19 protein-coding genes and 1 tRNA gene are annotated in these 19,565 nt (G+C 64.7%); 12 read left to right on the forward strand and 8 right to left on the reverse strand.

Annotated features, from left to right (window positions below; all coding sequences use genetic code 11):
• Window positions 1-3: 3 nt before the first annotated feature.
• Complete coding sequence (locus KF719_RS03050) at window positions 4-1,425, reverse strand: MFS transporter (RefSeq protein ID WP_293506984.1); 1,422 nt, start codon at window positions 1,423-1,425, stop codon at window positions 4-6.
• A 1,193-nt stretch (window positions 1,426-2,618) separates the two neighbouring features.
• On the opposite strand from KF719_RS03050, the gene KF719_RS03055 reads away from it, so the two are divergent.
• Both KF719_RS03055 and KF719_RS03060 read left to right on the forward strand, forming a co-directional pair.
• Complete coding sequence (locus tag KF719_RS03055) at window positions 2,619-2,867, forward strand: zinc-finger domain-containing protein (protein WP_293506985.1); 249 nt, start codon at window positions 2,619-2,621, stop codon at window positions 2,865-2,867.
• A gap of 29 nt (window positions 2,868-2,896) precedes the next feature.
• Window positions 2,897-3,511: a LysE family transporter gene (locus tag KF719_RS03060; protein WP_293506987.1), complete on the forward strand. Its 615-nt coding sequence runs from the start codon at window positions 2,897-2,899 to the stop codon at window positions 3,509-3,511.
• Between the two features lie 29 nt (window positions 3,512-3,540).
• Here the strand turns inward: KF719_RS03060 and KF719_RS03065 are convergent.
• From KF719_RS03065 to KF719_RS03075, 3 genes are all read right to left on the reverse strand, one after another.
• Window positions 3,541-3,627 (reverse strand) — tRNA-Leu (locus KF719_RS03065).
• A gap of 114 nt (window positions 3,628-3,741) precedes the next feature.
• A complete protein-coding gene (locus KF719_RS03070) occupies window positions 3,742-3,993 on the reverse strand; it encodes a hypothetical protein (RefSeq protein WP_293506989.1) in 252 nt (83 codons plus the stop codon).
• A 257-nt stretch (window positions 3,994-4,250) separates the two neighbouring features.
• Window positions 4,251-5,009, reverse strand: coding sequence for a competence/damage-inducible protein A (locus KF719_RS03075; RefSeq protein WP_293506991.1), 759 nt, complete (start codon window positions 5,007-5,009; stop codon window positions 4,251-4,253).
• A 137-nt stretch (window positions 5,010-5,146) separates the two neighbouring features.
• On the opposite strand from KF719_RS03075, the gene map reads away from it, so the two are divergent.
• Window positions 5,147-5,968 carry a type I methionyl aminopeptidase gene (gene map, locus KF719_RS03080; protein ID WP_293506993.1) on the forward strand — a complete coding sequence of 274 codons (822 nt, stop codon included), beginning with the start codon at window positions 5,147-5,149 and terminating at the stop codon, window positions 5,966-5,968.
• Window positions 5,969-5,982: 14 nt separating this feature from the next.
• A complete protein-coding gene (gene radC / locus KF719_RS03085; protein WP_293506995.1) occupies window positions 5,983-6,672 on the forward strand; it encodes a DNA repair protein RadC in 690 nt (229 codons plus the stop codon).
• 270 nt (window positions 6,673-6,942) lie between these two features.
• On the opposite strand, the gene KF719_RS03090 is transcribed toward radC, so the two are convergent.
• Window positions 6,943-8,433: an amidase gene (locus KF719_RS03090; protein WP_293506996.1), complete on the reverse strand. Its 1,491-nt coding sequence runs from the start codon at window positions 8,431-8,433 to the stop codon at window positions 6,943-6,945.
• 194 nt (window positions 8,434-8,627) lie between these two features.
• Here KF719_RS03090 and purB point away from each other — a divergent pair, with 194 nt between their 5' ends.
• A complete protein-coding gene (gene purB, locus KF719_RS03095; protein WP_293506997.1) occupies window positions 8,628-9,971 on the forward strand; it encodes an adenylosuccinate lyase in 1,344 nt (447 codons plus the stop codon).
• Between the two features lie 67 nt (window positions 9,972-10,038).
• A complete protein-coding gene (locus KF719_RS03100; protein ID WP_293506998.1) occupies window positions 10,039-10,761 on the forward strand; it encodes a histidine phosphatase family protein in 723 nt (240 codons plus the stop codon).
• Between the two features lie 3 nt (window positions 10,762-10,764).
• Here KF719_RS03100 and KF719_RS03105 read toward each other — a convergent pair whose 3' ends face one another.
• Window positions 10,765-11,544 (reverse strand): enoyl-CoA hydratase/isomerase family protein, encoded by a 780-nt coding sequence (locus KF719_RS03105; RefSeq protein ID WP_293506999.1) that lies wholly within the window; start codon window positions 11,542-11,544, stop codon window positions 10,765-10,767.
• Between the two features lie 78 nt (window positions 11,545-11,622).
• On the reverse strand, window positions 11,623-13,488 hold the full coding sequence (locus KF719_RS03110; protein WP_293507001.1) for a pyrroloquinoline quinone-dependent dehydrogenase: 1,866 nt from the start codon (window positions 13,486-13,488) through the stop codon (window positions 11,623-11,625).
• 185 nt (window positions 13,489-13,673) lie between these two features.
• Here KF719_RS03110 and KF719_RS03115 point away from each other — a divergent pair, with 185 nt between their 5' ends.
• Both KF719_RS03115 and KF719_RS03120 read left to right on the forward strand, forming a co-directional pair.
• Window positions 13,674-14,372 (forward strand): TetR/AcrR family transcriptional regulator, encoded by a 699-nt coding sequence (locus KF719_RS03115; RefSeq protein WP_293507002.1) that lies wholly within the window; start codon window positions 13,674-13,676, stop codon window positions 14,370-14,372.
• Between the two features lie 99 nt (window positions 14,373-14,471).
• A complete protein-coding gene (locus KF719_RS03120; protein WP_293507004.1) occupies window positions 14,472-14,999 on the forward strand; it encodes a PAS domain-containing protein in 528 nt (175 codons plus the stop codon).
• A 9-nt stretch (window positions 15,000-15,008) separates the two neighbouring features.
• On the opposite strand, the gene KF719_RS03125 is transcribed toward KF719_RS03120, so the two are convergent.
• On the reverse strand, window positions 15,009-15,326 hold the full coding sequence (locus tag KF719_RS03125) for a DUF1476 domain-containing protein (protein ID WP_293507006.1): 318 nt from the start codon (window positions 15,324-15,326) through the stop codon (window positions 15,009-15,011).
• A 321-nt stretch (window positions 15,327-15,647) separates the two neighbouring features.
• Here KF719_RS03125 and purC point away from each other — a divergent pair, with 321 nt between their 5' ends.
• Genes purC through purL form a run of 4 tightly spaced genes read left to right on the forward strand, consistent with a single transcriptional unit; the run spans window position 15,648 to window position 19,555 of the window.
• Window positions 15,648-16,409: a phosphoribosylaminoimidazolesuccinocarboxamide synthase gene (gene purC, locus KF719_RS03130; protein ID WP_293507008.1), complete on the forward strand. Its 762-nt coding sequence runs from the start codon at window positions 15,648-15,650 to the stop codon at window positions 16,407-16,409.
• Window positions 16,410-16,422: 13 nt separating this feature from the next.
• Window positions 16,423-16,668 carry a phosphoribosylformylglycinamidine synthase subunit PurS gene (gene purS, locus KF719_RS03135; protein WP_293507009.1) on the forward strand — a complete coding sequence of 82 codons (246 nt, stop codon included), beginning with the start codon at window positions 16,423-16,425 and terminating at the stop codon, window positions 16,666-16,668.
• Window positions 16,669-16,670: 2 nt separating this feature from the next.
• Complete coding sequence (gene purQ, locus KF719_RS03140; RefSeq protein WP_293507011.1) at window positions 16,671-17,339, forward strand: phosphoribosylformylglycinamidine synthase subunit PurQ; 669 nt, start codon at window positions 16,671-16,673, stop codon at window positions 17,337-17,339.
• A complete protein-coding gene (gene purL, locus KF719_RS03145) occupies window positions 17,336-19,555 on the forward strand; it encodes a phosphoribosylformylglycinamidine synthase subunit PurL (protein WP_293507012.1) in 2,220 nt (739 codons plus the stop codon). The genes purQ and purL overlap by 4 nt, the downstream gene beginning before the upstream one ends.
• Window positions 19,556-19,565: the final 10 nt, after the last annotated feature.

Genomic DNA, 19,565 nt, shown 5'->3' on the forward strand with positions numbered 1-19,565 from the left:
CGCTCAATCCGCCGGCACGCCGGAGGATTGCGCGTCGGAGGGATGCCCCGTCCGCGCCGCGATGGCGGTGGCCGCCGCTTCGATCCCGCGCTTTTCGAGCACCTCGCGGTTCTCGCGCTGCTTCTTCTCGTCGATCGGATAGAACCAGAGAATGCCGGCGACCGCGATGCTGATGGCGCAGGCCGGCCACACATAAACCGCCCGGAGCGCGTTCAGCACTTCCGGCGTGTTCTCGCCGCGCGGCGTGAAGCCGATCATGTCGAGCATCGTATAGCCGCCGAAAATCGCCACCGCGACGCCGATCTTGTTGGTCATGGTCAGCATCGAATAGAAAAGCCCCGTCCGCTGCTGGCCGGTGCGCACCGTATCGTGATCGGCGACATCGGCCATGATCGAGCGGAACAGGAACGGCCCCGCCGCCATATTGACGCCGCACAGGATCCACACCGCCAGCGCCGCCGGCGCGTTGCCCACCGGCACCAGCAGGATCAGCGGCACCGAGGCGGCGTTGAAAAGCGCCGAATAGGCCGCCGTGCGATGCTTGCCGAGCTTGCGGCTGATCCACAGCATCACCGGAATGAACGACACGCCCGAAATGAAATAGCCGAGCAGCATCAGGCTCGAATATTTGCCGAGCTGCAGCGCGTCTTCCGCCAGAAACAGGAACATCGAGGCGACAAGCCCGCCCGAAATCCCCGAAATCAGATCGGCCGCCAGCACGTTCTGCAGCGGTTTGCTCTGCACCAGCGCGGCCACCGCCTCCTTCATCGGCACATGGCTCGGCGGCGGCGTCTTGCGCTCCGGCACGAAACGCACCGCGAGGAAGACGGCGATCGGCAGCAGGATGATGACGAACCAGCCCATTGAGGCGACGCGCGCCGCGGCGACGTCCTCGGGCCCCGTCATCTCGATCAGGATCGGCAGCGTCAGCACGAACACCATGCCGAGGATCAGCGCGATTTCGCGCGCCCCTTGCACGCGCGATCGCTCGTGATAATCGGGCGTCAGCTCCGCGCCCCACGACATGTGCGAAATCGTCAGCAGCGTCCAGCCGACATAAAGCACGAACAGCCAGGCGACGAGATAGAACCCGGTCACGGCGACAGGCGGCATGAAGATCATGTAGACCGACACCAGCATGATCGGCACCGAAATGACGATCCAGTGCCGCCGCCGCCCGAAGCGCGTCTCGTATTTGTCCGACACGATGCCGAGCACCGGATCGGTGAACACGTCCCAGAAGCGCGCGAACATGAAAATCGTGCCGACGACGGTCAGCCCCAGCCCCAGCGACCCCGCATAGAAAGGCGGCAGGTGAACCGCGAGCGGCAGCCCCATCGCCGAAATCGGCGCCGCCGGCAGCGCAAACGCAAAAAGTGTCCAGCGCGATAGCGGCTGGCGGCCCTGCTGGGTCGCAGTCGTCATGATGGGGGCTCCTCCCGTTGCCTCGTCGCGGCGCCCGGGTCTTTTCGCCCGCCTGTCCGCCACCCGCATTATCGCCGATGCCGCGCCCGAACCAAGACCCTTTCGGGCAAAAGAACGACGAGTGGGCTCACATTCACGTTAGCGCCGCCCGCCGCCCCTTCCCCTGTTCGTCTTTGCCGGGCTTGACCCGGCAATCCAGAAGCCGCCTCCGGCGGCGTCTCACTTCACAAAACCGCTTCCTCGCCGCCCCGGCCGCTTCAACGCCCCACCCCGCCCATTCCGTCGCACGGGGCCCCCAACCCAAAATAAAAATGTCACCCCGGCGAAAGCCGGGGTCCATTGGTTCCCTCAGCAAGTGCAATTGTGTGCGGCGTTTGCGCCGGGACGAACCGTCGTCGCCTGCGGCAAGAGGCGCTGCGACCTGCCTGCGCGAAGCCGGAGCTTCGCTTCGGCCTAGGCAGGGTGGACCCCGGCTTTCGCCGGGGTGACACGCATGGGTGTGGCACGGCCGAAAGCGCAAAAAATCTTCTCTGCGTCTCTGCGCCGGAGCCTGTCCTCGGGATCGCCGGAGGCGATACCCGTGGGCGTGCACATCTCCTTCATTCATGACAGTCCCGTGACAGTCGCGACTTATCCCGCAAAACCGCCACTTGTCCCCGCCCCGCAACGCGCGGCAATAAAAAGTGATCGGTGCGGCGTGCCTTCGCGTCTTCGCGTCTTCGCGTGTCCAACCTGCAGCCTTGCCCCAATGTTTGGCAGACCCGAATCCGGAATCCCGTCCCGGCGATTTTCGATTTCAAGTGGGGAAATCTCATTCGCCCGAAAAATCGTCCGGACGCCGCTTCCGCGCCCGCGAAAAATCGCTCCGTCTACGGATGAAACAGTCGGCCGCGCCCTCCACCCGCACCATCCACAACCCCCGCCCGGCCATCGCGCCGATCCATACAAGCGCCACGGGGAACATGCTTCGTGACAGTTTCATGACAGTTCGGTGACAGCGCGCCCCCGCGCCCGCTGTCACAATCCGTCAAAACGCCGAAAAGCGAGGCGCCACAAGCCGTTAGTCCCCATCCCGCCATTTGTGACAGTTCGATGACAGCCGGGCGGCGGCCCGCCGCTGTTGCGCCGCTTGCCGCCGCCGCGCATCCCCTCTAGTTTCGGCGCGGGATTCCTCGAAAAATGGAGCAGGGGCGATGGCCGGCGCAGCGGTACCGAAATTTTCCAACGAGGCCGGTGCGCGCGAAATTGCCATTGGCGTCAAGGAGTTCACCTGCATCGGCGCCAACCCGCCCTTCGACCATCCGCATATCTGGCTCGACATGGGCGCGGACTCGGAGATCGTCTGCCCCTATTGCTCGACGCTCTACCGCTACGACGCGGCCCTTGGCGCCCATGAGAGCCGCCCGGCCGAGGCGCTCATTCGCGAAAAGTCGAGCGTTTGAAAGCACTTGTGCGACGGCGGGCCTGAGCCGTGAGCCTCGGCCTCGAAAGCATGGCGGCGCTGTTCGGCGCCATGGCGCTGCTGGCCGCCGTCCCGTCCGTCAGCGTACTGATCGTTTCGGCGCGCGCCGCATCGGCCGGCTTCGCGCATGGCGCGCTCGCCGCCGCCGGCATCGTCGCGGCCGATATCCTCTTCATTTTGCTCGCACTTTTCGGTCTGGCGCTGGCGGCGGAAGCACTGGGCGACGCCTTCCAATGGGTCAAATACGCCGCCGCGCTCTGGCTCCTCTGGCTCGGATTCGGCCTCTTCCGTGCCGCCCGCGCGCGCGCCGCCGCCGCGCCCGCCGCCCCGTCGCGGCGCTCGAGCTTCATGGCGGGCTTCCTGCTAACCCTCGGGGATCAAAAGGCAATTTTCTTCTATCTCGGCTTCTTCCCGGCCTTTCTCGACCTCGCGGCGATGACCGCAGCCGACGCCGCGGCCATCGTCGTCATCGCCATTGTCGCGGTCGGCGGCGTCAAGCTCGCCTGGGCCTTCGCGGCCGCAAGGGCGGGCGGCATCGCCGGTCCGCAGACCGCCCGCGCCCTCAACATCGCCGCCGCGCTGACGCTGGCCGCCGTCGCCGCCTGGCTGGTCTGGACCGCCTAAGTTATTATCGCTGTTGAGATTTTAAAGGCTGGTGGCCCCTGCGGGACTCGAACCCGCACTCCCTTACGAGAAGCAGATTTTAAGTCTGCTGCGTATACCAGTTTCGCCAAGGGGCCTTGCGACACTAGCTATGCCCTCTCGCGCCCGCTCACGCAAAACGAAAACGCGCAAAAGAAAACGGCGGCCCGCAAGGGACCGCCGCTTCGAAATTCCGGTTTGCCGGTAAAGGCTTAGCCGGCGAGGCCCTGCCAGACCGGCCAGCAGTTGCCGCCGACGCTTCCGGCGAGCGCGGCCTGGGCTTCCTTGGCATTGGAGCCGTCGGCGGACTGAACGCTGTCCGCGCCGCCCGTGCACCACACGTAGAACTGGTGCGTACCGGCCTTCGACTGCGCGCCGAAGCTGGAGTCCAGCGCCGAAGCCGCGCCGGCCAGCATGAACGCCGCACCAGCAACCAGGCCCACAAATCCGATGGTCTTCTTCATTTCGTCTCTCCCTCCGGGTAACCTGACCCTAAAAACTCGTTGCCGGGCCTTGATTTAGACGTTCGGCCCGTTTCCCCCGTTCCGCCGTTCTTCGCCCCGCGGACGAGCCCGGCAGACCCTTCATGGGAACAATTCTAGCCGGTTCGCTGTCGATTGTATCGCGCCGAAACCGGCAGGAATGCTGAAACTTTCGTAATGTTGCGGTCCTGTTGCCAAGAAACGACAAAAACCCTGTCATTCCGGGGCTTTCGGGCGTTTCAGGCCGGCTCGCCGGTCTGCGGCTCGACGCCGAATTCGCGCATCAGCGCCGCGACTTCCGCCGCCACGCGTTCAAGCTCGGTCGAATCGGTAGCCCGCATCACGATGCTGGTGCCGAAGGTCCGGCCCCGGTAATAGGGATAGCTGCCGATGCCGACATCGGGGTGTTTTGCCTGCAATTCTCCCAGTTTTTCGGCAATCGTCCCCTCGCCGATCTGCCCGGTCACGGTGCGGCTCTGCATGGTGGCGCCACCTTCGAGGCGCCCGGTCAGGCTGTCCAGCATCACCTGCATCACCATCGGCACGCCGGCCATCACGAACACATTGCCGATCTGGAAGCCCGGCGCCTTGCTCAACGGGTTTTCGATCATCGTCGCGCCTTCGGGAAGCCGCGCCATTCGCATGCGAGCGGCCGTAAACTCGCCGCCCGTGGCCTTGTAGTGGTCGCCCAGTATCTTCACCGCTTCCGGGTGATGGCCGATCGGTACACCGAAGGCCTTGGCCACCGCGTCCGCCGTGATGTCGTCATGCGTCGGGCCGATGCCGCCGGTCGTGAAAACATAGTCGTAGCGCGCCCGGACCTCGTTGATGACCGCGACGATCGTTTCCTCAACATCGGGGATAACCCGCGCCTCGCGCACCTGAATCCCGATCTTGTTCAGATGGTTGGCGATATAGGCGAGATTGGAATCGCGCGTCCGCCCCGACAGGATCTCGTCGCCGATCAGCAGCACGCAGGCGGTTACGGTTTTCGGCATGGACGGTTCCTCAAGGTCGCGGAAACGCAGGATAGCGCCCCGCCCGCCCCGGAGACAAATCGGCGCCGGGACTAGGATCGGATGGCCCGACCGACTATGTTAGGCTTGCAAACAAAGCAATATCGCCGCGAGACGAAATGACCTACCAGGACGCCACCGAGAGCCCCGCGACCAATAGCGGCCGCATCAAGCTGCATAGCCCCGAAGATTTCGAGGGCATGCGCGCCGCCGGCCGCCTCGCCGCCGAATGTCTCGACATGCTGACGAAGGAAGTGAAACCCGGCGTCACGACGCTGGCTCTCGACAAGCTGGTCTTCGACTTCGCGATGGATCACGGCGCGCTGCCGGCGACGCTGAACTACCGCGGTTACAGGCATTCCTGCTGCACCTCGATCAACCATGTCGTCTGTCACGGCATTCCCGGCGACCGCGCATTGCGCGACGGCGACGCGGTCAACATCGACGTGACGCTGATCGTCGACGGCTGGCACGGCGACACCAACCGCATGTATTTCGCGGGCGAAGCGCCGCGCAAGGCGCAGCGCCTCTCCGACGTCACCTACGAAGCGATGATGCGCGGCATCGCCGCCGTGAAACCGGGTGCGACGCTCGGCGACATCGGCGCCGCGATTCAGGAATTCGCCGAAGGCCAGCGCTGCTCGGTGGTGCGCGAATTCTGCGGCCACGGCCTCGGCCGCGTTTTCCACGACATGCCGAACGTGCTGCATTACGGCAAACGCGGACAAGGCGCGGTGCTGCGCCCCGGCATGTTCTTCACCGTCGAACCGATGATCAACGCCGGAAAGCCGGGCGTCAAAATTCTCGCCGACGGCTGGACCGCCGTAACGCGCGACCGTTCGCTCTCGGCGCAGTTCGAACATTCGATCGGCGTCACCGAAACCGGCGTCGAGATTTTCACCAAATCGCCGGCGGGCCTCGACTGCCCGCCCTACGCCTGAGCGGACGCGCGCGCATGGGGGCCGGCGCCGACGCGAAGCCCCATTATGCCGGGCACCGCGAACGCCTGCGCGCCCGCTTCCTGAAAGCGCCCGAAAGCCTTGCCGACTACGAAGTGCTGGAGATGCTGCTCTTCAATGCCATCCCCCAGCGCGACACCAAGCCGCTTGCGAAAGAGCTGATCGAAAAATTCGGCGGACTGTCCGAAGTGCTGAACGCCGAGGAAGCGCGGCTGCGCGAAGTGAAAGGCGTCAAGGATCGCGCCGTCACCGAGCTGCGCCTCGCGCGCGAAGCGGGACTTCGCCTCTCGCAATCGAAGGTGATGAAGAAGAACGTGATCGGCTCGTGGACCGCGCTGCTCGAATATTGCGCCGCATCGATGGCGCACAACCCGACCGAACAGTTCCGCATCCTGTTTCTCGACCGCAAGAACCATCTGATCGCGGATGAAGTGCAGCAGAAGGGTACGGTCGACCACACGCCCGTCTATCCGCGCGAAGTCGTCAAGCGCGCGCTCGAACTGAACGCCTCGGCGCTGATCCTCGTCCACAATCACCCTTCCGGCGACCCGACACCCTCGACGGCCGATATCAAGATGACCAGGCAGATCATCGAAACCGCCAAACCGCTCGGCATCGAGGTGCACGATCACCTCGTCGTCGGCAAGGGCCGGCATGCGAGTTTCCGGACACTGGGATTGATCTGACTACGGACGAAAAGGGCGGAAAACGCCCGTTGTGTCATCGAACTGTCAAAAATCTGTCACGAACCATTTTTGACCGGCATTTACGAGGGCGCGTCGTGGTTCAGCACATTTCACTCGGACCGGGGATAAGTCTGCGAAAAGAGCTTATGCAACGCGCGGTCCGAAGATCGATTTTCGTGTTTCGAGATTTCCCCACTTAAAATTGAAAATCGCCGGAATGGGTCTCTCACCCTCCCTCTGTGGGAGGGTGAGAAGGAAGGAGACTGCGCCCTACCCCGCGAACACCGGCGCGTATTTGTCCGCCCACGGACGGGCCTGTTCGAGTTCGAAGGCGAGTTCGAACAAGACCTTTTCACCACCCAAGGACGCGGCGAATTGCGAGCCGATGGGGAGACCCGCCTCGTTCCACGACAGCGGCACCGACATGGCGGGCGTCCCGGCCACATTGTGCAGCGGCGTGTAGGCCACGTAGCGGATGGTGCGTTCGTAGAGCGTGTCGAAGTGGACGCGCGGGTCCTGCTGCCCGAGCTTCGGCGGCGCCGACGCCAGCATCGGCGTCAGCCAGACGTCGTAATCGGCCATGAAGGCGTTGACCTTTGCCGTCGCCGCCGCGAACGCCGCCAGCGCCTTTTCCATCGCGTCGGCGGGCTTGGCGTTGAAATGGGCGGCAAGACCGTTGGTCCAGGGTTCGAGCACTTCTTCCGGGTCGAGGCCGTTTTCCTTCGCCAGCGCGACAAGGCGCGAGGGACCGGACGCCCAGACGGTCAGGAATGCGTCGATGAAGGGCTCGCCCTCGACCGGATTGCGGGCCGGAATGATTTCATGGCCGAGATCGGCGCAGAGCTTCGCCACATCTTCAAGCGCCGCCTTGACGTCGGCATCGGGCTCGGTGCCGTAATAGCTCATCGTGTCGAAGGCGATCTTCAGCCGTTTCGTTCCCGGCGCCGTGACGCGGCCCGTTGGCGCAAGCACGGCGTCCGCGCCGGTCATCTCGGTGGCGGCAAAAAGCGTCGCGCTGTCGCGCACCGAGCGGCTGACGCAATGCTGGACGCCGATGTCGCCCGGCAGCGTGTCGCCGCCGAGGAAGATGCGACCGCGGCTCGGCTTCAGCCCGAAGACGCCGCAGCACGACGCCGGAATGCGGATCGAGCCGCCGCCATCGGTCGCATGCGCCAGCGGCACCATGCCCGACGCAACCGCCGCCGCAGCGCCACCCGACGAACCGCCGGAGGAATGTTCGAGGTTCCACGGATTGTGGCAAGGTTCGAGAAACAGCGACTCGGTGGTGCCGAGCAGGCCGAACTCCGGCGTGTTGGATTTGCCGACCATAACGAAGCCGGCCGCTTCGTTGGCGGCGATGATCGGCTCCGTCGCCGGCGAGACATTTTCGGCGAACATGCGCGAGCCATTGCTGAGGCGCGTGCCGGCGAGACCGTTGAGATCCTTGACGAGATTGGGAACGCCGGTGAAAGGGCCCTTGGGCAGCGGGCCCTTGGCCGCCTCCCGCGCGCGGTCGAACAGTTCGGTGACGACCGCGTTGACTTGGCCGTTGACTTTTTCGATGCGGGCAATCGCGGCATCGACCAGTTCGAGCGCGCTTACCTCGCCCTTCGCCACGAGATCGGCCTGGGCCAGCGCGTCGAGCCGCGCGAGATCGGGCGCGGCAAGCGCCGGGCGGAAGCCGGCCCCGTAGGCGCCCGCAACCGCGGCCGTCGCCGCCGTCGATTTCAGAAAATGCCGCCGCGAAAGCTGCCTGCCCATGCCCAAATCCTCCCCTTATTAATTGGTTGCCGCCTGTCGCGGCTTGAGAGGGAGGGTAGCCCGGCGATCGGGGGAAATGAAAGAGATTCGGGCACTTTCCGGCCTGTCCCGGCCCGCTATTGAGCGTCGCGTGTCCAGGTGCTACACCCTGCGCATTCCTGCAAGACCGGTTTTTCCAAGCCCGAGAGGCGCCGATGATCCCCCGCTATTCGCGGCCCGAAATGGTCGCCATCTGGGAACCCGACACGAAGTTCCGCATCTGGTTCGAGATCGAGGCGCATGCCTGCACGGCGCTGGCGGAGCTGGGCGTGATCCCGAAGGAAGCGGCAAAAAACATCCGCGCACGCGGCGACAAGGCGGTGTTCGACGTCGCGAAAATCGACGCGATCGAGCGCGAGGTGAAGCACGACGTCATCGCCTTCCTGACGCATCTGGCCGAATTCATCGGCGAGGATTCGCGCTTCGTCCATCAGGGCATGACCTCGTCCGACGTGCTCGACACCTGCTTCAACGTGCAGCTTGTGCGCGCGACCGACATTCTGCTGGCCGACATGGACGCTCTGCTGGCCGCCTTGAAGCGCCGCGCCTTCGAGCACAAGGACACGGTGTGCATCGGCCGCAGCCACGGCATCCATGCCGAGCCGGTGACCTTCGGGCTGAAAATGGCGCAGGCTTATGCCGAATTCGAACGCTGCCGCGCGCGGCTGGTCGCGGCGCGCAAGGAAGTGGCGACCTGTGCGATTTCAGGCGCGGTCGGCACTTTCGCCAATATCGACCCGCGCGTCGAGGAACATGTCGCGAAGGCGCTCGGCCTTGAGCCGGAGCCCGTGTCGACGCAGGTGATCCCGCGCGACCGCCACGCGATGTATTTCGCGACGCTCGGCGTCGTCGCTTCCTCGATCGAGCGGCTGGCGACCGAAATCCGCCACCTGCAGCGCACGGAAGTTCTGGAAGCCGAGGAGTTTTTCTCCGAAGGCCAGAAGGGTTCCTCGGCGATGCCGCACAAGCGGAACCCGGTGCTGACCGAAAACCTGACGGGGCTGGCGCGCCTTGTGCGCGGCATGAGCATTCCGGCGATGGAAAACGTCGCGCTCTGGCATGAGCGCGACATCTCGCATTCCTCCGTCGAACGCATGATCGGCCCCGACGCCACCGTGACGCTCGACTTCGCGCTCAACCGCCTCACCGGCGTCATCGACAAGCTGCTGGTCTACCCGGCGCAGATGCAGAAGAACCTCGACCAGCTTGGCGGCCTCGTGCATTCGCAGCGCGTGCTGCTGGCGCTGACGCAGAAGGGTGCGAGCCGCGAGGACGCCTACCGCCTCGTGCAGCGCAACGCCATGCCGGTGTGGCGCGGCGAAGGCAACTTCCTGACGCTGCTGAAGGCCGACAAGGACGTGTCGGCGAAGCTTTCGGACACCGAACTCGAAGCACTGTTCGACCTCGGCTACCACACGCGCCAGGTCGACACGATCTTCGCCCGCGTCTTCGGCAAGGAAGTGGTGGCGGCCGCCAAAAAGGGCAAGGCGGCGGAGTAAGGCTTCACCCCGCCGTCACAATCGGGCCTATACTGCGGGCATCGACATTCCGTTTCCGGGGGCTTCCATGCTTCGTACCGCTTTCGACGGCGCGCGCCGCCGCCGCATCTATCTGTTTCGCCACGGCGACGTTTCCTATGTCGACGACAAGGGCAACCGCGTGGCGGATGCCGCCGCCGTGCCGCTGACCGATTGGGGCCGCGAACAGGCGGCGCTGACCGGCAAGGCACTGGCCGGCATCCCCTTCGACCGGGCCGTCAGTTCGAGCTTCCCCCGCTCCATGGAGACGGCGCGTCTGATCCTCGAAGGGCGCGGCCTCGACATCGAACCGCACGATCATTTCGTCGAACTGCGCGGCGACCCCACATTCCGCAATGCCATCACGGACCTCAACGAAATCGCCTATTCCTTCCGCAACGCGCATGTGCCCGGCGCGCGCTACAATGGCGGCGACAGCTTCGAGGACGTGAATGCGCGCGTGACGGCGGCGCTCGAGGCGCTCGTCGCCGAACCCGAATGGGAAACGCTGGCGCTGGTCGCGCATGGCGGCATCAACCGCCTCGTCATCGGCTGGGCCTTCGGCACCGGCCTGCAAACCTTCGCCGCCATCGACCAGAACACCTGTTGCCTCAACGTGATCGATTTCGACGAGCACCCGGAAACGAGGCAGATTGTGCGCAAGTCGGTGCGCGCCCTGAACATTGCCGTCTATGACGTGGTGAAGGAAGGCAACCACCTGCAATCGCTGGAACAGATCGCCGCGCGGCTGCGCCTGAAGGCGGACGCCTGAGCGTTACTTCTTGCCCTTCACGAACTTGTCGCTTTCCTCCTGCGCCGTGCGGAAATTGGTCGAGAGCTGGCTCTGGTCGGCGTCGGCATAGGCGCTGACCTTGTGGAGCGCGTTGGCGGTCGCGTTGACCGCCTCCTTGACCATGCGCACGGCCGGCGCCGGCATCGACGCGGCGGCGGATGCCAGTTCCATCGCCTTTTCGACCACATGGCCGTCCTCGGCGATCTCGTCGACGAGACCCCAGTCGAGTGCGTGTTCCGCGCCCATGCGCTCGCAGAGAATGCAGATGCGCTTGGCGCGCGCGGGCCCCACCAGCGTGATCAGGCGCGGCAGCGCACCCCATTGCAGATTGATGCCGATCTTGACTTCCGGCACATAGAGAAACGCGCCCTTCCCCATCACGCGCCAGTCGAGCGCCAGCGGCAGCGCGACACCGGCGCCGACCGCCATGCCCTCGATGGCCGCGACCGTGATCTGCGGCATGTCCTCCCAGGCCTGGCAAAGCCGGACGCCGCGATAATAGGTCTGGCGCAGTTCGAGATCGGTGCCGGCCGTCACCGCACGGGTTGCGCGTTCCTTGAGGTCGATACCGCCCGAAAACGCCTCGCGCGTGCCGGTCAGCACCACCGCTTGCGTTTCGAGATCGTCCTGGAAACGGCGCGCGACATCGGTGAGTTCGAGGATCGTCTGCTGGTTGAAGGCGTTGCGCGCGCCCTTGCGGTCGAAGCGCACCAGCGCGACCGTGCCCTTTTTCTCGATGGTGACGTTGTTGTAGGCGGTCATGGCCCGTGCCTCCCCTGTTTTGCTTTTCTGAAGCAATTGTGCGGGGAGGCGCGGGACGATGACAAGCGGAATGCGAGACTATTCCGGCAACGCGAAGGCCATCACATAGTCGCCGAGCTTCGTCGTGGCGCGGGCGTGACCACCCGCCGCAATGACGACATATTGGCGGCCTTCCCACTCATAGGTCATGGGCGTCGCCTGACCGCCAGCCGGCAGCCGGCCTTTCCAGAGTTCGGCGCCCGTCGCGGCATCGAAAGCGCGCAGATAATCGTCCATCGCCGCGCCGATGAAGACAACGCCGCCGGCCGTCACGACAGGTCCGCCGAAATTGGGCGTGCCGAGTTTCCACGGCAGCGGGAAAGGCGCGAGGTCGCGCACCGTGCCGAGCACACTTTCCCATACGATCGTGCCGTCATTGAGGTCGATCGCATGCAGCATGCCCCAAGGTGGCGGATTGCAAGGCAGATCCAGCGGCGAGAGAAGCAGGTCGCGCTTCATACCCCATGCCGTTCCTTCCTGCGGCGAGATTTCCTTCTTCGGCTCCGCAGCCTTGGCCGCAGCGAAATCCGCGCGCGGGATCAGCGTGACGATGTGGGCGGCGCGGCTGGTGTTGACATACATGATCTGGCTCGCCGGGTCGAAAGCCATGCCGCCCCAGTTGGCGCCGCCGCCGGTGAAGGGGAATAGGATCGTTCCCTGTTCCGACGGAGGCGTATAGAGACCTTCGGAGCGCGCACCGGCGATCTCTTCGCGACAGGCCTTGCGGTCCCAGAAAGTAAGACCCCAGGCATCGTCGGGCGTCAGATGTTGCGGCACCAGCGGCGGCGGCGCGATCGGGAAAGGCTGCGTCGGTGACAACACCTCGCCGAGCACACCACCCTGCGGCACCTGCCGTTCCTCGATCTCGAACACCGGTTCGCCGGTATCGCGGTCGAAGACGAAGACGAAACCCTGTTTCGTCACCTGCACGACTGCGTCGAGTGGCTTGCCGTCGCGCTGCAAGGTCACGAGGCTCGGCTGCGCCGGCAAATCATAGTCCCAGACGTCGTGATGCACGGTCTGGAAATGCCAGCGGACGTTGCCGGTCTCGGCTTCGAGCGCAACGACGGAATTTGCATAGCGGTTGTCGCCAATCCGCTCGCCGCCGAAGAAGTCCGGCGAGGGCGACGACGTCGGCAGGAAAAAAAGGCCGCGTGCTTCGTCGGCCGACATCGGCGCCCAGACATTGGCATGGCCGGTGCGTTCGGCCGAGCCGTACTGCCAGTCGTCGGGGAAATCTTCCGCGCCGCGCGCGACGGGGTTGAAGTCCCAGAGTGCAGCGCCGGTGCGCGCATCATAGGCGCGCACCGTGCCGCTCGGCGCATCGGCACGCCGATTGTCGCTGATCGCCGAGCCGATGATGACGACACCGCGCGCGACGGCGGGCGGCGAGGTGATGTGGAATTCACCGGGTCCGACGAGTTCCATACCCGGATCGACTTGCACCTGCCCTTCCGCACCGAAACCGAGACAAGGCTGACCCGTCGGCGCGTCGAGCGCGATGAGGCGCGAGTCGACCGTGCCCATGAAGAGCCGCGACGCGCAGAGATCGCCGGGCGCTGCCTCGGCATCCGTCCATTGCGTGACGCCGCGGCAAACGAACTGATTGGCCGGCCGGTAGCCGCCTTTGACCTCGGGATCGTAGCGCCACTTCTCGGCGCCCGTGCCGGGATCGAGCGCGATGACTTCATTGAAGGGTGAACAGAAGATCAGCGATCCGGCGACGAGGATCGGCGTCCCCTCGAAAGCGGAATACTTCATGTCGTCGGCACGGGTCTTCATGTCGCCGGTCCGGTAGGTCCAGACGGGTTTCAGCGTACCGACATTGGCGGGCGTGATCTGCGCCGCCGCCGAGTGGCGCTGGCCGCCGGCGTCGCCACCATAATGGCTCCAGCCTGCCGCCACTGCCGGGACGGCCAGGCAAATGGAGATCAGAGCGCCAAAGACAAAGACAGAGTGCCGCAGGAACATCGGAGACCCCTTGTTAAATGAATGGTTCATTCATATAATATTTTTTCATGCTGGAAGCAAGCGACTTGACGAAATCGGCCCCGCCCGGCCTTTTGGAGCCGCGGCACAAAGGGAAATAAATGAGACGCAAGGCCGAGAATCGACTGGAAGAGATCGCCGAGGCCGCGGTGACCTGCTTCACCGACATGGGCATCAAGCGCACCCAGATGGCCGATGTGGCGCGGACGGCAGGCGTTTCGGCCGGGACGCTCTATCTCTACGTCACGAGCAAGGAGGCGCTGTTTCACCTCGCCATCCTGAGGGTCTGCGGCCGTCCGCTCGACAAGCTTGCCCTGCCGCTGGCCGACCCCGGAATCGGGGAAACGGTGTCCATTTATGCGGCGCGGGTGGCGGAAGTCGCCGAATGGCCGGCGCTTCGCGCGGCGCTGGCACCCGGCGCAAAGCCCGACCGCGCAACGCTGGCCGCGATCGGCGGCGAGCTCTACGACATGTTGCACGAGGCGCGACGCGCCATCTGGCTGCTCGATCACTGCGCGCGCGAAGTCCCGGAATTCGACGCCCTGCTCTCGACCGGCATGCGCAGCCACTACCGCGACGACATCGCCACCGTGGCGCTGAAAGCCGCCGGCCGGACCGGCGCGCCTGATACAGCACTGCGCCTGGCGGCGCGCCTCGCAATCGAGATCATCGCCTGGGCGGCGATGCACCGGACGAAAGAGACGACCGCCAACCTGATCGACGGGCTCGACGAGGCCGGGGCCCGGAAAACGGCCACCGAAAGCTTTGCCGCTGTTTTGCTGGCCGCAACGGGGGCGTGATTAGCTCCATTCTGGAGACAAATCGCAGCGTTTTAAGGGCTTTTTATTGCTTTACGGGCGACATTGCTTGAACTGCCGTTAGAACAGGCGCTCCCAGCAATGTTTGCCAGCCTCCAGAAACCCAAGGACGCGCGGCCCTCGCCGGCCGACGATGTCCAGATCGAAACGGATGTGGTGCAGATCCCGGCGCCGGAGCATCCGCTGTCGCTGGCCTTGCTCGATTTCTGGAGCCGTCACCGGCAAGGCGACCGCCTGTTGCGCCGGGCCGACCTTCCCTGCCGCGAGATGAGCGCGCTGCTGCCGAACATTTTCGTGCTGGAACCGCTGGACCCCGAAGGCGCCGACTGGCGGCTGCGGTTGATTGGCACGCAACTGACAGGCTGGCTGGGCTTCGATCCGACCGGCAAGGCGATCTCGGAGATCTATCGGCCCGAATGCGTGGCCGACAACGCCGAAGTCTATCGGGAAGTGACGCGGGACCGCGTCGTCCATGCGACGCAAGGGCGGCTTTGCGGCATCAACCGCGATTTCCTGAAGCTCGAGATCCTGCATCTGCCGATGGAAGGCACGACGCCGCAGGACATGCTGCTGCTTGGCAGCATTTCGATCTTTCCCGAAAACGGATGAAGTGGCGCGTCAGCTCTGAAGCTGGCGGATCGCCTCTTCCATCAGCTCGTCCATCGTGCGGCGAAGCTGGTGGTCGGACTGCTCGACGCCGGCCGCGTCGAAATCGGCGCGCACCTTGTCGAACACGTCCTGGTCGCCCGCTTCCTTGAGGTCCGAGGTGACCACATCCTGCGCATAGGCTTCCGCATCCGCGCCCGACTTGCCCAGCAGCCCGGCCGCCCACAACCCGAGCAGCTTGTTGCGGCGCGCATTGGCCTTGAAGCGCAATTCCTCGTCGTGAGCGAACTTCTTCTCGAAACCGTCTTGGCGCTTGTCGAAGGTGGACATGGGACCGGGTCACTCCGTTCAAGGGTCGGGTACCGGCGGCGCGGGCGCCGCAGCGGCACAAAAACTGGCCCTAGGCATAGCCGCCCGGCCCCGCCAAATCAACCGCGATCGCAGACCCGGAGGGGCGCTGCGACGAAATAGCTAAGATGCTGATTTTTCGGGCATTTCATGGCGATGTGCAGTGCGGCGAAACGGCGCCATACGCGCATTGTATCGCCCCCGCCCTTGAGTTAACTTGCGCACGCCGAAGGGCCGATTCCGCAAGCCGCCCTCCGCGCTCCCTCCGCTTGAGCTTCCGGGCAAACCGATTGGAATCACGACATGAGCCGGCGCAGACGCGTTTATGAAGGCAAGGCCAAGGTGCTGTATGAAGGCCCCGAGCCCGGCACGCTCGTCCAGCATTTCAAGGACGACGCCACCGCCTTCAACAACCAGAAGCGCGCGATCATCGAGGGCAAGGGCGTCCTCAACAACCGGATTTCGGAATTCATTTTCACGCGGCTGAACGACATCGGCGTGCCGACGCATTTCATCCGCTCGATCAACATGCGCGAGCAGTTGATCCGCGAGGTCGAGATCATCCCTTGCGAGGTCGTGGTGCGCAATGTTGCCGCCGGCTCGCTGTCGAAGCGGCTCGGCATCGAGGAAGGCACGGCCCTGCCGCGCTCGATCATCGAGTTCTATTACAAGAGCGACGATCTCGGCGATCCGATGGTGTCGGAAGAACACATCACCGCCTTCGGCTGGGCGACGCCGCAGGAAATCGACGACATGATGGCGCTGGCGCTGCGCATCAACGACTTCATGACCGGGCTTTTTCTCGGCATCGGCATCCGCCTCGTCGACTTCAAGGTCGAGTTCGGTCGGCTCTATGAGGGCGACATGGTGCGCGTGGTGCTGGCCGACGAGATCAGCCCGGATTCATGCCGGCTCTGGGACATCCGTTCCAACGACAAGCTCGACAAGGACCGGTTTCGCCGCGACATGGGCGGCCTGATCGAAGCCTATCAGGAAGTGGCGCGCCGCCTCGGCATTCTCTTCGAGAACGAGCCGAAGCGCAGTGGCCCGAAGCTGGTGAAGTAAGGAACGACGACGCATGAAGGCCCGTATCAAAGTCACGCTGAAGAACGGCGTTCTCGACCCGCAGGGAAAAGCCATCGAAGGGGCGCTCGGCGCGTTGGGTTTCTCGGGCGTCGAAAGCGTGCGTCAGGGAAAATATATCGAGGTCGAACTGGCCGAGAAAGACCGCGCGAAAGCCGCCGCCGCCATCGACGAGATGTGCAAGAAGCTGCTGGCCAACACCGTGATCGAGAACTACGCGGTGGAGCTCGACGAGAAGTGAGCATGAAGTCCGCCGTCGTTGTCTTCCCCGGATCGAACCGCGAGCGCGATATGCTCTATGCGCTCGAACTGATCACCGGCGTCAAGCCGCATGCCGTCTGGCACACCGAACGCGAACTGCCCGACGTCGACCTCGTCGTGCTGCCGGGCGGCTTTTCCTATGGCGACTATCTGCGAACAGGCGCGATTGCAGCGCGCGGCAACATCATGCCCGCCATCGCGAAAGCCGCGGACAAGGGCGTGCGCGTGCTCGGCGTCTGCAACGGCTTCCAGATCCTCTGCGAGGCGGGGCTTCTGCCCGGCGTGCTGATGCGCAATGCCGGTCTCAAATTCGTCTGCCGGCATGTGAAGCTCGAAGTCGCCAATGCCGACACCGACTTCACCCGCAAATACGAACGCGGTCAGGTGTGGAACTGTCCGGTCGCGCATGGCGACGGCAATTATTTCACCGACGACGAAACGCTGGCACGCCTCGAAGGCGAAGGCCGCGTCGGCTTGCGCTACGCCGCCGGCACCAACCCCAACGGTTCGCTCAACGACATCGCCGGCATCCTCAACGAACGCGGCAACGTGTTCGGCCTGATGCCGCATCCCGAAAACATGATCGAACCGCTGAACGGCGCGACCGACGGGCGCGCGCTTTTCGAAAGCGTGCTGGAGGCCGTGGCGTGATTCCGAATACCGTTCCCATTACGCCCGAGCTGATCGCCGAACATGGCCTGAAGCCGGACGAATACCAGCGCATTCTCGACCTGATCGGCCGCGAGCCGACGCTGACCGAACTCGGCATCTTCTCGGCGATGTGGAACGAACACTGCTCCTACAAGTCGTCGAAGAAATGGTTGCGCACCCTGCCGACGACCGGTCCGCGCGTCATCTGCGGTCCGGGCGAAAATGCCGGCGTCGTCGACATCGGCGACGGACAGGCGATCATCTTCAAGATGGAAAGCCACAATCATCCCTCCTACATCGAACCGCATGAAGGTGCGGCGACGGGCGTGGGCGGCATTCTGCGCGACGTCTTCACGATGGGCGCGCGGCCCGTGGCGGCGCTGAACGCGTTGCGCTTCGGCGCGCCCGACCATCCGCGCACGCGCCACATCGTTTCGGGCGTCGTCGCCGGCATCGGCGGCTACGGCAATTCCTTCGGCGTGCCGACCATCGGCGGCGAGGTGAATTTCGATCCGAGCTACAACGGCAACTGCCTCGTCAATGCCTTTGCGGCCGGCCTCGCCGACACCGACAAGATTTTCTATTCGGAAGCGAAAGGCGTCGGCCTGCCGATCGTTTATCTCGGCTCGAAGACCGGACGCGACGGCATTCACGGCGCGACCATGGCCTCGGCCGAATTCGACGAGGACACGGAAGAAAAACGCCCGACCGTCCAGATCGGCGATCCCTTTTCCGAAAAGCTGCTGCTTGAAGCCTGCCTCGAACTAATGGCAACCGGCGCCGTCATCGCCATTCAGGACATGGGCGCGGCCGGCCTCACCTGCTCGGCCGTCGAAATGGGCGCCAAGGGCGGCCTCGGTGTAGAACTGGATCTCGACAAGGTGCCCTGCCGCGAGGAAGGCATGAGCGCCTATGAGATGATGCTGTCGGAGAGCCAGGAGCGCATGCTGATGGTGCTCGACCCGGCGCGCGAGAAGGACGCCGAAGCGGTCTTCGTCAAATGGGGCCTCGATTTCGCGATCATCGGCAAGACGACCGACGATCTGCGCTTCCGCGTTAGCCGCCACGGCGAGGTGATGGCCGACCTGCCGATCAAGGAACTGGGCGACCAGGCGCCCGAATACGACCGGCCATGGGTCAAGGGCGCGAAACCAGAATTGCTGGCGCCGCGCGATGTCGCCGCGCCCAACGATGTCGGCGAAGCGCTGGTGCGCATGATCGCCCTGCCCGACATGTGTTCGCGCCGCTGGGTCTGGGAACAATACGACCACCTCATTCAAGGCAACACGGCGGTCGGCCCCGGCGGCGACGCCGCGGTGATCCGCGTCGAACGCCAGAAGAAGGGCCTCGCCTTCACGCTCGACGTGACGCCGCGCTATTGCGCCGCCGATCCGGCGGAAGGCGGCAAGCAGGCGGTCGCCGAATGCTGGCGCAACCTCACCGCCGTCGGCGCCGAGCCACTCGCCATTACCGACAATCTCAACTTCGGCAATCCCGAAAAGCCCGACATCATGGGCCAGTTCGTCGGCTGCATTCAGGGCATCGGCGAAGCCTGCCGCGCCCTCGACTTCCCGGTCGTCTCCGGCAACGTCTCGCTCTACAACGAAACCAACGGCAAGGGCATCCTGCCGACACCCGCGATCGGCGGCGTCGGCCTGCTGCCCGACGTGGCGCAGCGCGCGACCATTCCCTTCAAGGCCGAGGGCGAGGCCGTGGTGCTGGTTGGCAAGACGAAGGGCCATCTCGGCCAGAGCATCTATCTGCGCGACATCGCCGGACGGAAGGACGACCGCAGTGCGCCGCCGCCGGTCGACCTTGCGGTGGAGCGCCGCAACGGCGATTTCATCCGCACCGAAATCCGCGCCGGAAGCCTGAGCGCCGTTCACGATGTTTCCGACGGTGGCGTATTGGTGGCGCTGGCCGAAATGGCGATCGCAAGCGGCATCGGCGCCTCGATTACCCCGGAGGCTGGACTGCCGCTCCATGCCTGGGCTTTCGGCGAGGATCAGGCCCGCTATCTGGTGACGATGCCCGCAAACGGCGCCGAAAGCTTCATCGCCCGCGCCGCAAAGGCCGGCGTTCCGGCGCTGCGCATCGGCACCACCGGCGGCAGCGAATTGACACTGGCGGGCGCCACTCCCATATCATTGGTGGAACTTGGCGTCGCACACGAGGGCTGGTTGCCTGCCTATATGGCCAAAGGCGCCGAGCTGTGACCGCCGCCAC

Origin of the sequence: Parvibaculum sp., assembly GCF_019635935.1 — a bacterium.
Taxonomy (GTDB): domain Bacteria; phylum Pseudomonadota; class Alphaproteobacteria; order Parvibaculales; family Parvibaculaceae; genus Parvibaculum.

Coding starts and splice junctions, on each gene's coding strand:
- KF719_RS03050 (WP_293506984.1), bottom strand. CDS start 1,425: ATGACGACTGCGACCCAGCAGGGCCGCCAGCCGCTATCGCGCTGGACA.
- KF719_RS03055 (WP_293506985.1), top strand. CDS start 2,619: ATGGCCGGCGCAGCGGTACCGAAATTTTCCAACGAGGCCGGTGCGCGC.
- KF719_RS03070 (WP_293506989.1), bottom strand. CDS start 3,993: ATGAAGAAGACCATCGGATTTGTGGGCCTGGTTGCTGGTGCGGCGTTC.
- KF719_RS03075 (WP_293506991.1), bottom strand. CDS start 5,009: ATGCCGAAAACCGTAACCGCCTGCGTGCTGCTGATCGGCGACGAGATC.
- map (WP_293506993.1), top strand. CDS start 5,147: ATGACCTACCAGGACGCCACCGAGAGCCCCGCGACCAATAGCGGCCGC.
- radC (WP_293506995.1), top strand. CDS start 5,983: ATGGGGGCCGGCGCCGACGCGAAGCCCCATTATGCCGGGCACCGCGAA.
- KF719_RS03090 (WP_293506996.1), bottom strand. CDS start 8,433: ATGGGCAGGCAGCTTTCGCGGCGGCATTTTCTGAAATCGACGGCGGCG.
- purB (WP_293506997.1), top strand. CDS start 8,628: ATGATCCCCCGCTATTCGCGGCCCGAAATGGTCGCCATCTGGGAACCC.
- KF719_RS03100 (WP_293506998.1), top strand. CDS start 10,039: ATGCTTCGTACCGCTTTCGACGGCGCGCGCCGCCGCCGCATCTATCTG.
- KF719_RS03105 (WP_293506999.1), bottom strand. CDS start 11,544: ATGACCGCCTACAACAACGTCACCATCGAGAAAAAGGGCACGGTCGCG.
- KF719_RS03115 (WP_293507002.1), top strand. CDS start 13,674: ATGAGACGCAAGGCCGAGAATCGACTGGAAGAGATCGCCGAGGCCGCG.
- KF719_RS03120 (WP_293507004.1), top strand. CDS start 14,472: ATGTTTGCCAGCCTCCAGAAACCCAAGGACGCGCGGCCCTCGCCGGCC.
- KF719_RS03125 (WP_293507006.1), bottom strand. CDS start 15,326: ATGTCCACCTTCGACAAGCGCCAAGACGGTTTCGAGAAGAAGTTCGCT.
- purC (WP_293507008.1), top strand. CDS start 15,648: ATGAGCCGGCGCAGACGCGTTTATGAAGGCAAGGCCAAGGTGCTGTAT.
- purS (WP_293507009.1), top strand. CDS start 16,423: ATGAAGGCCCGTATCAAAGTCACGCTGAAGAACGGCGTTCTCGACCCG.
- purQ (WP_293507011.1), top strand. CDS start 16,671: ATGAAGTCCGCCGTCGTTGTCTTCCCCGGATCGAACCGCGAGCGCGAT.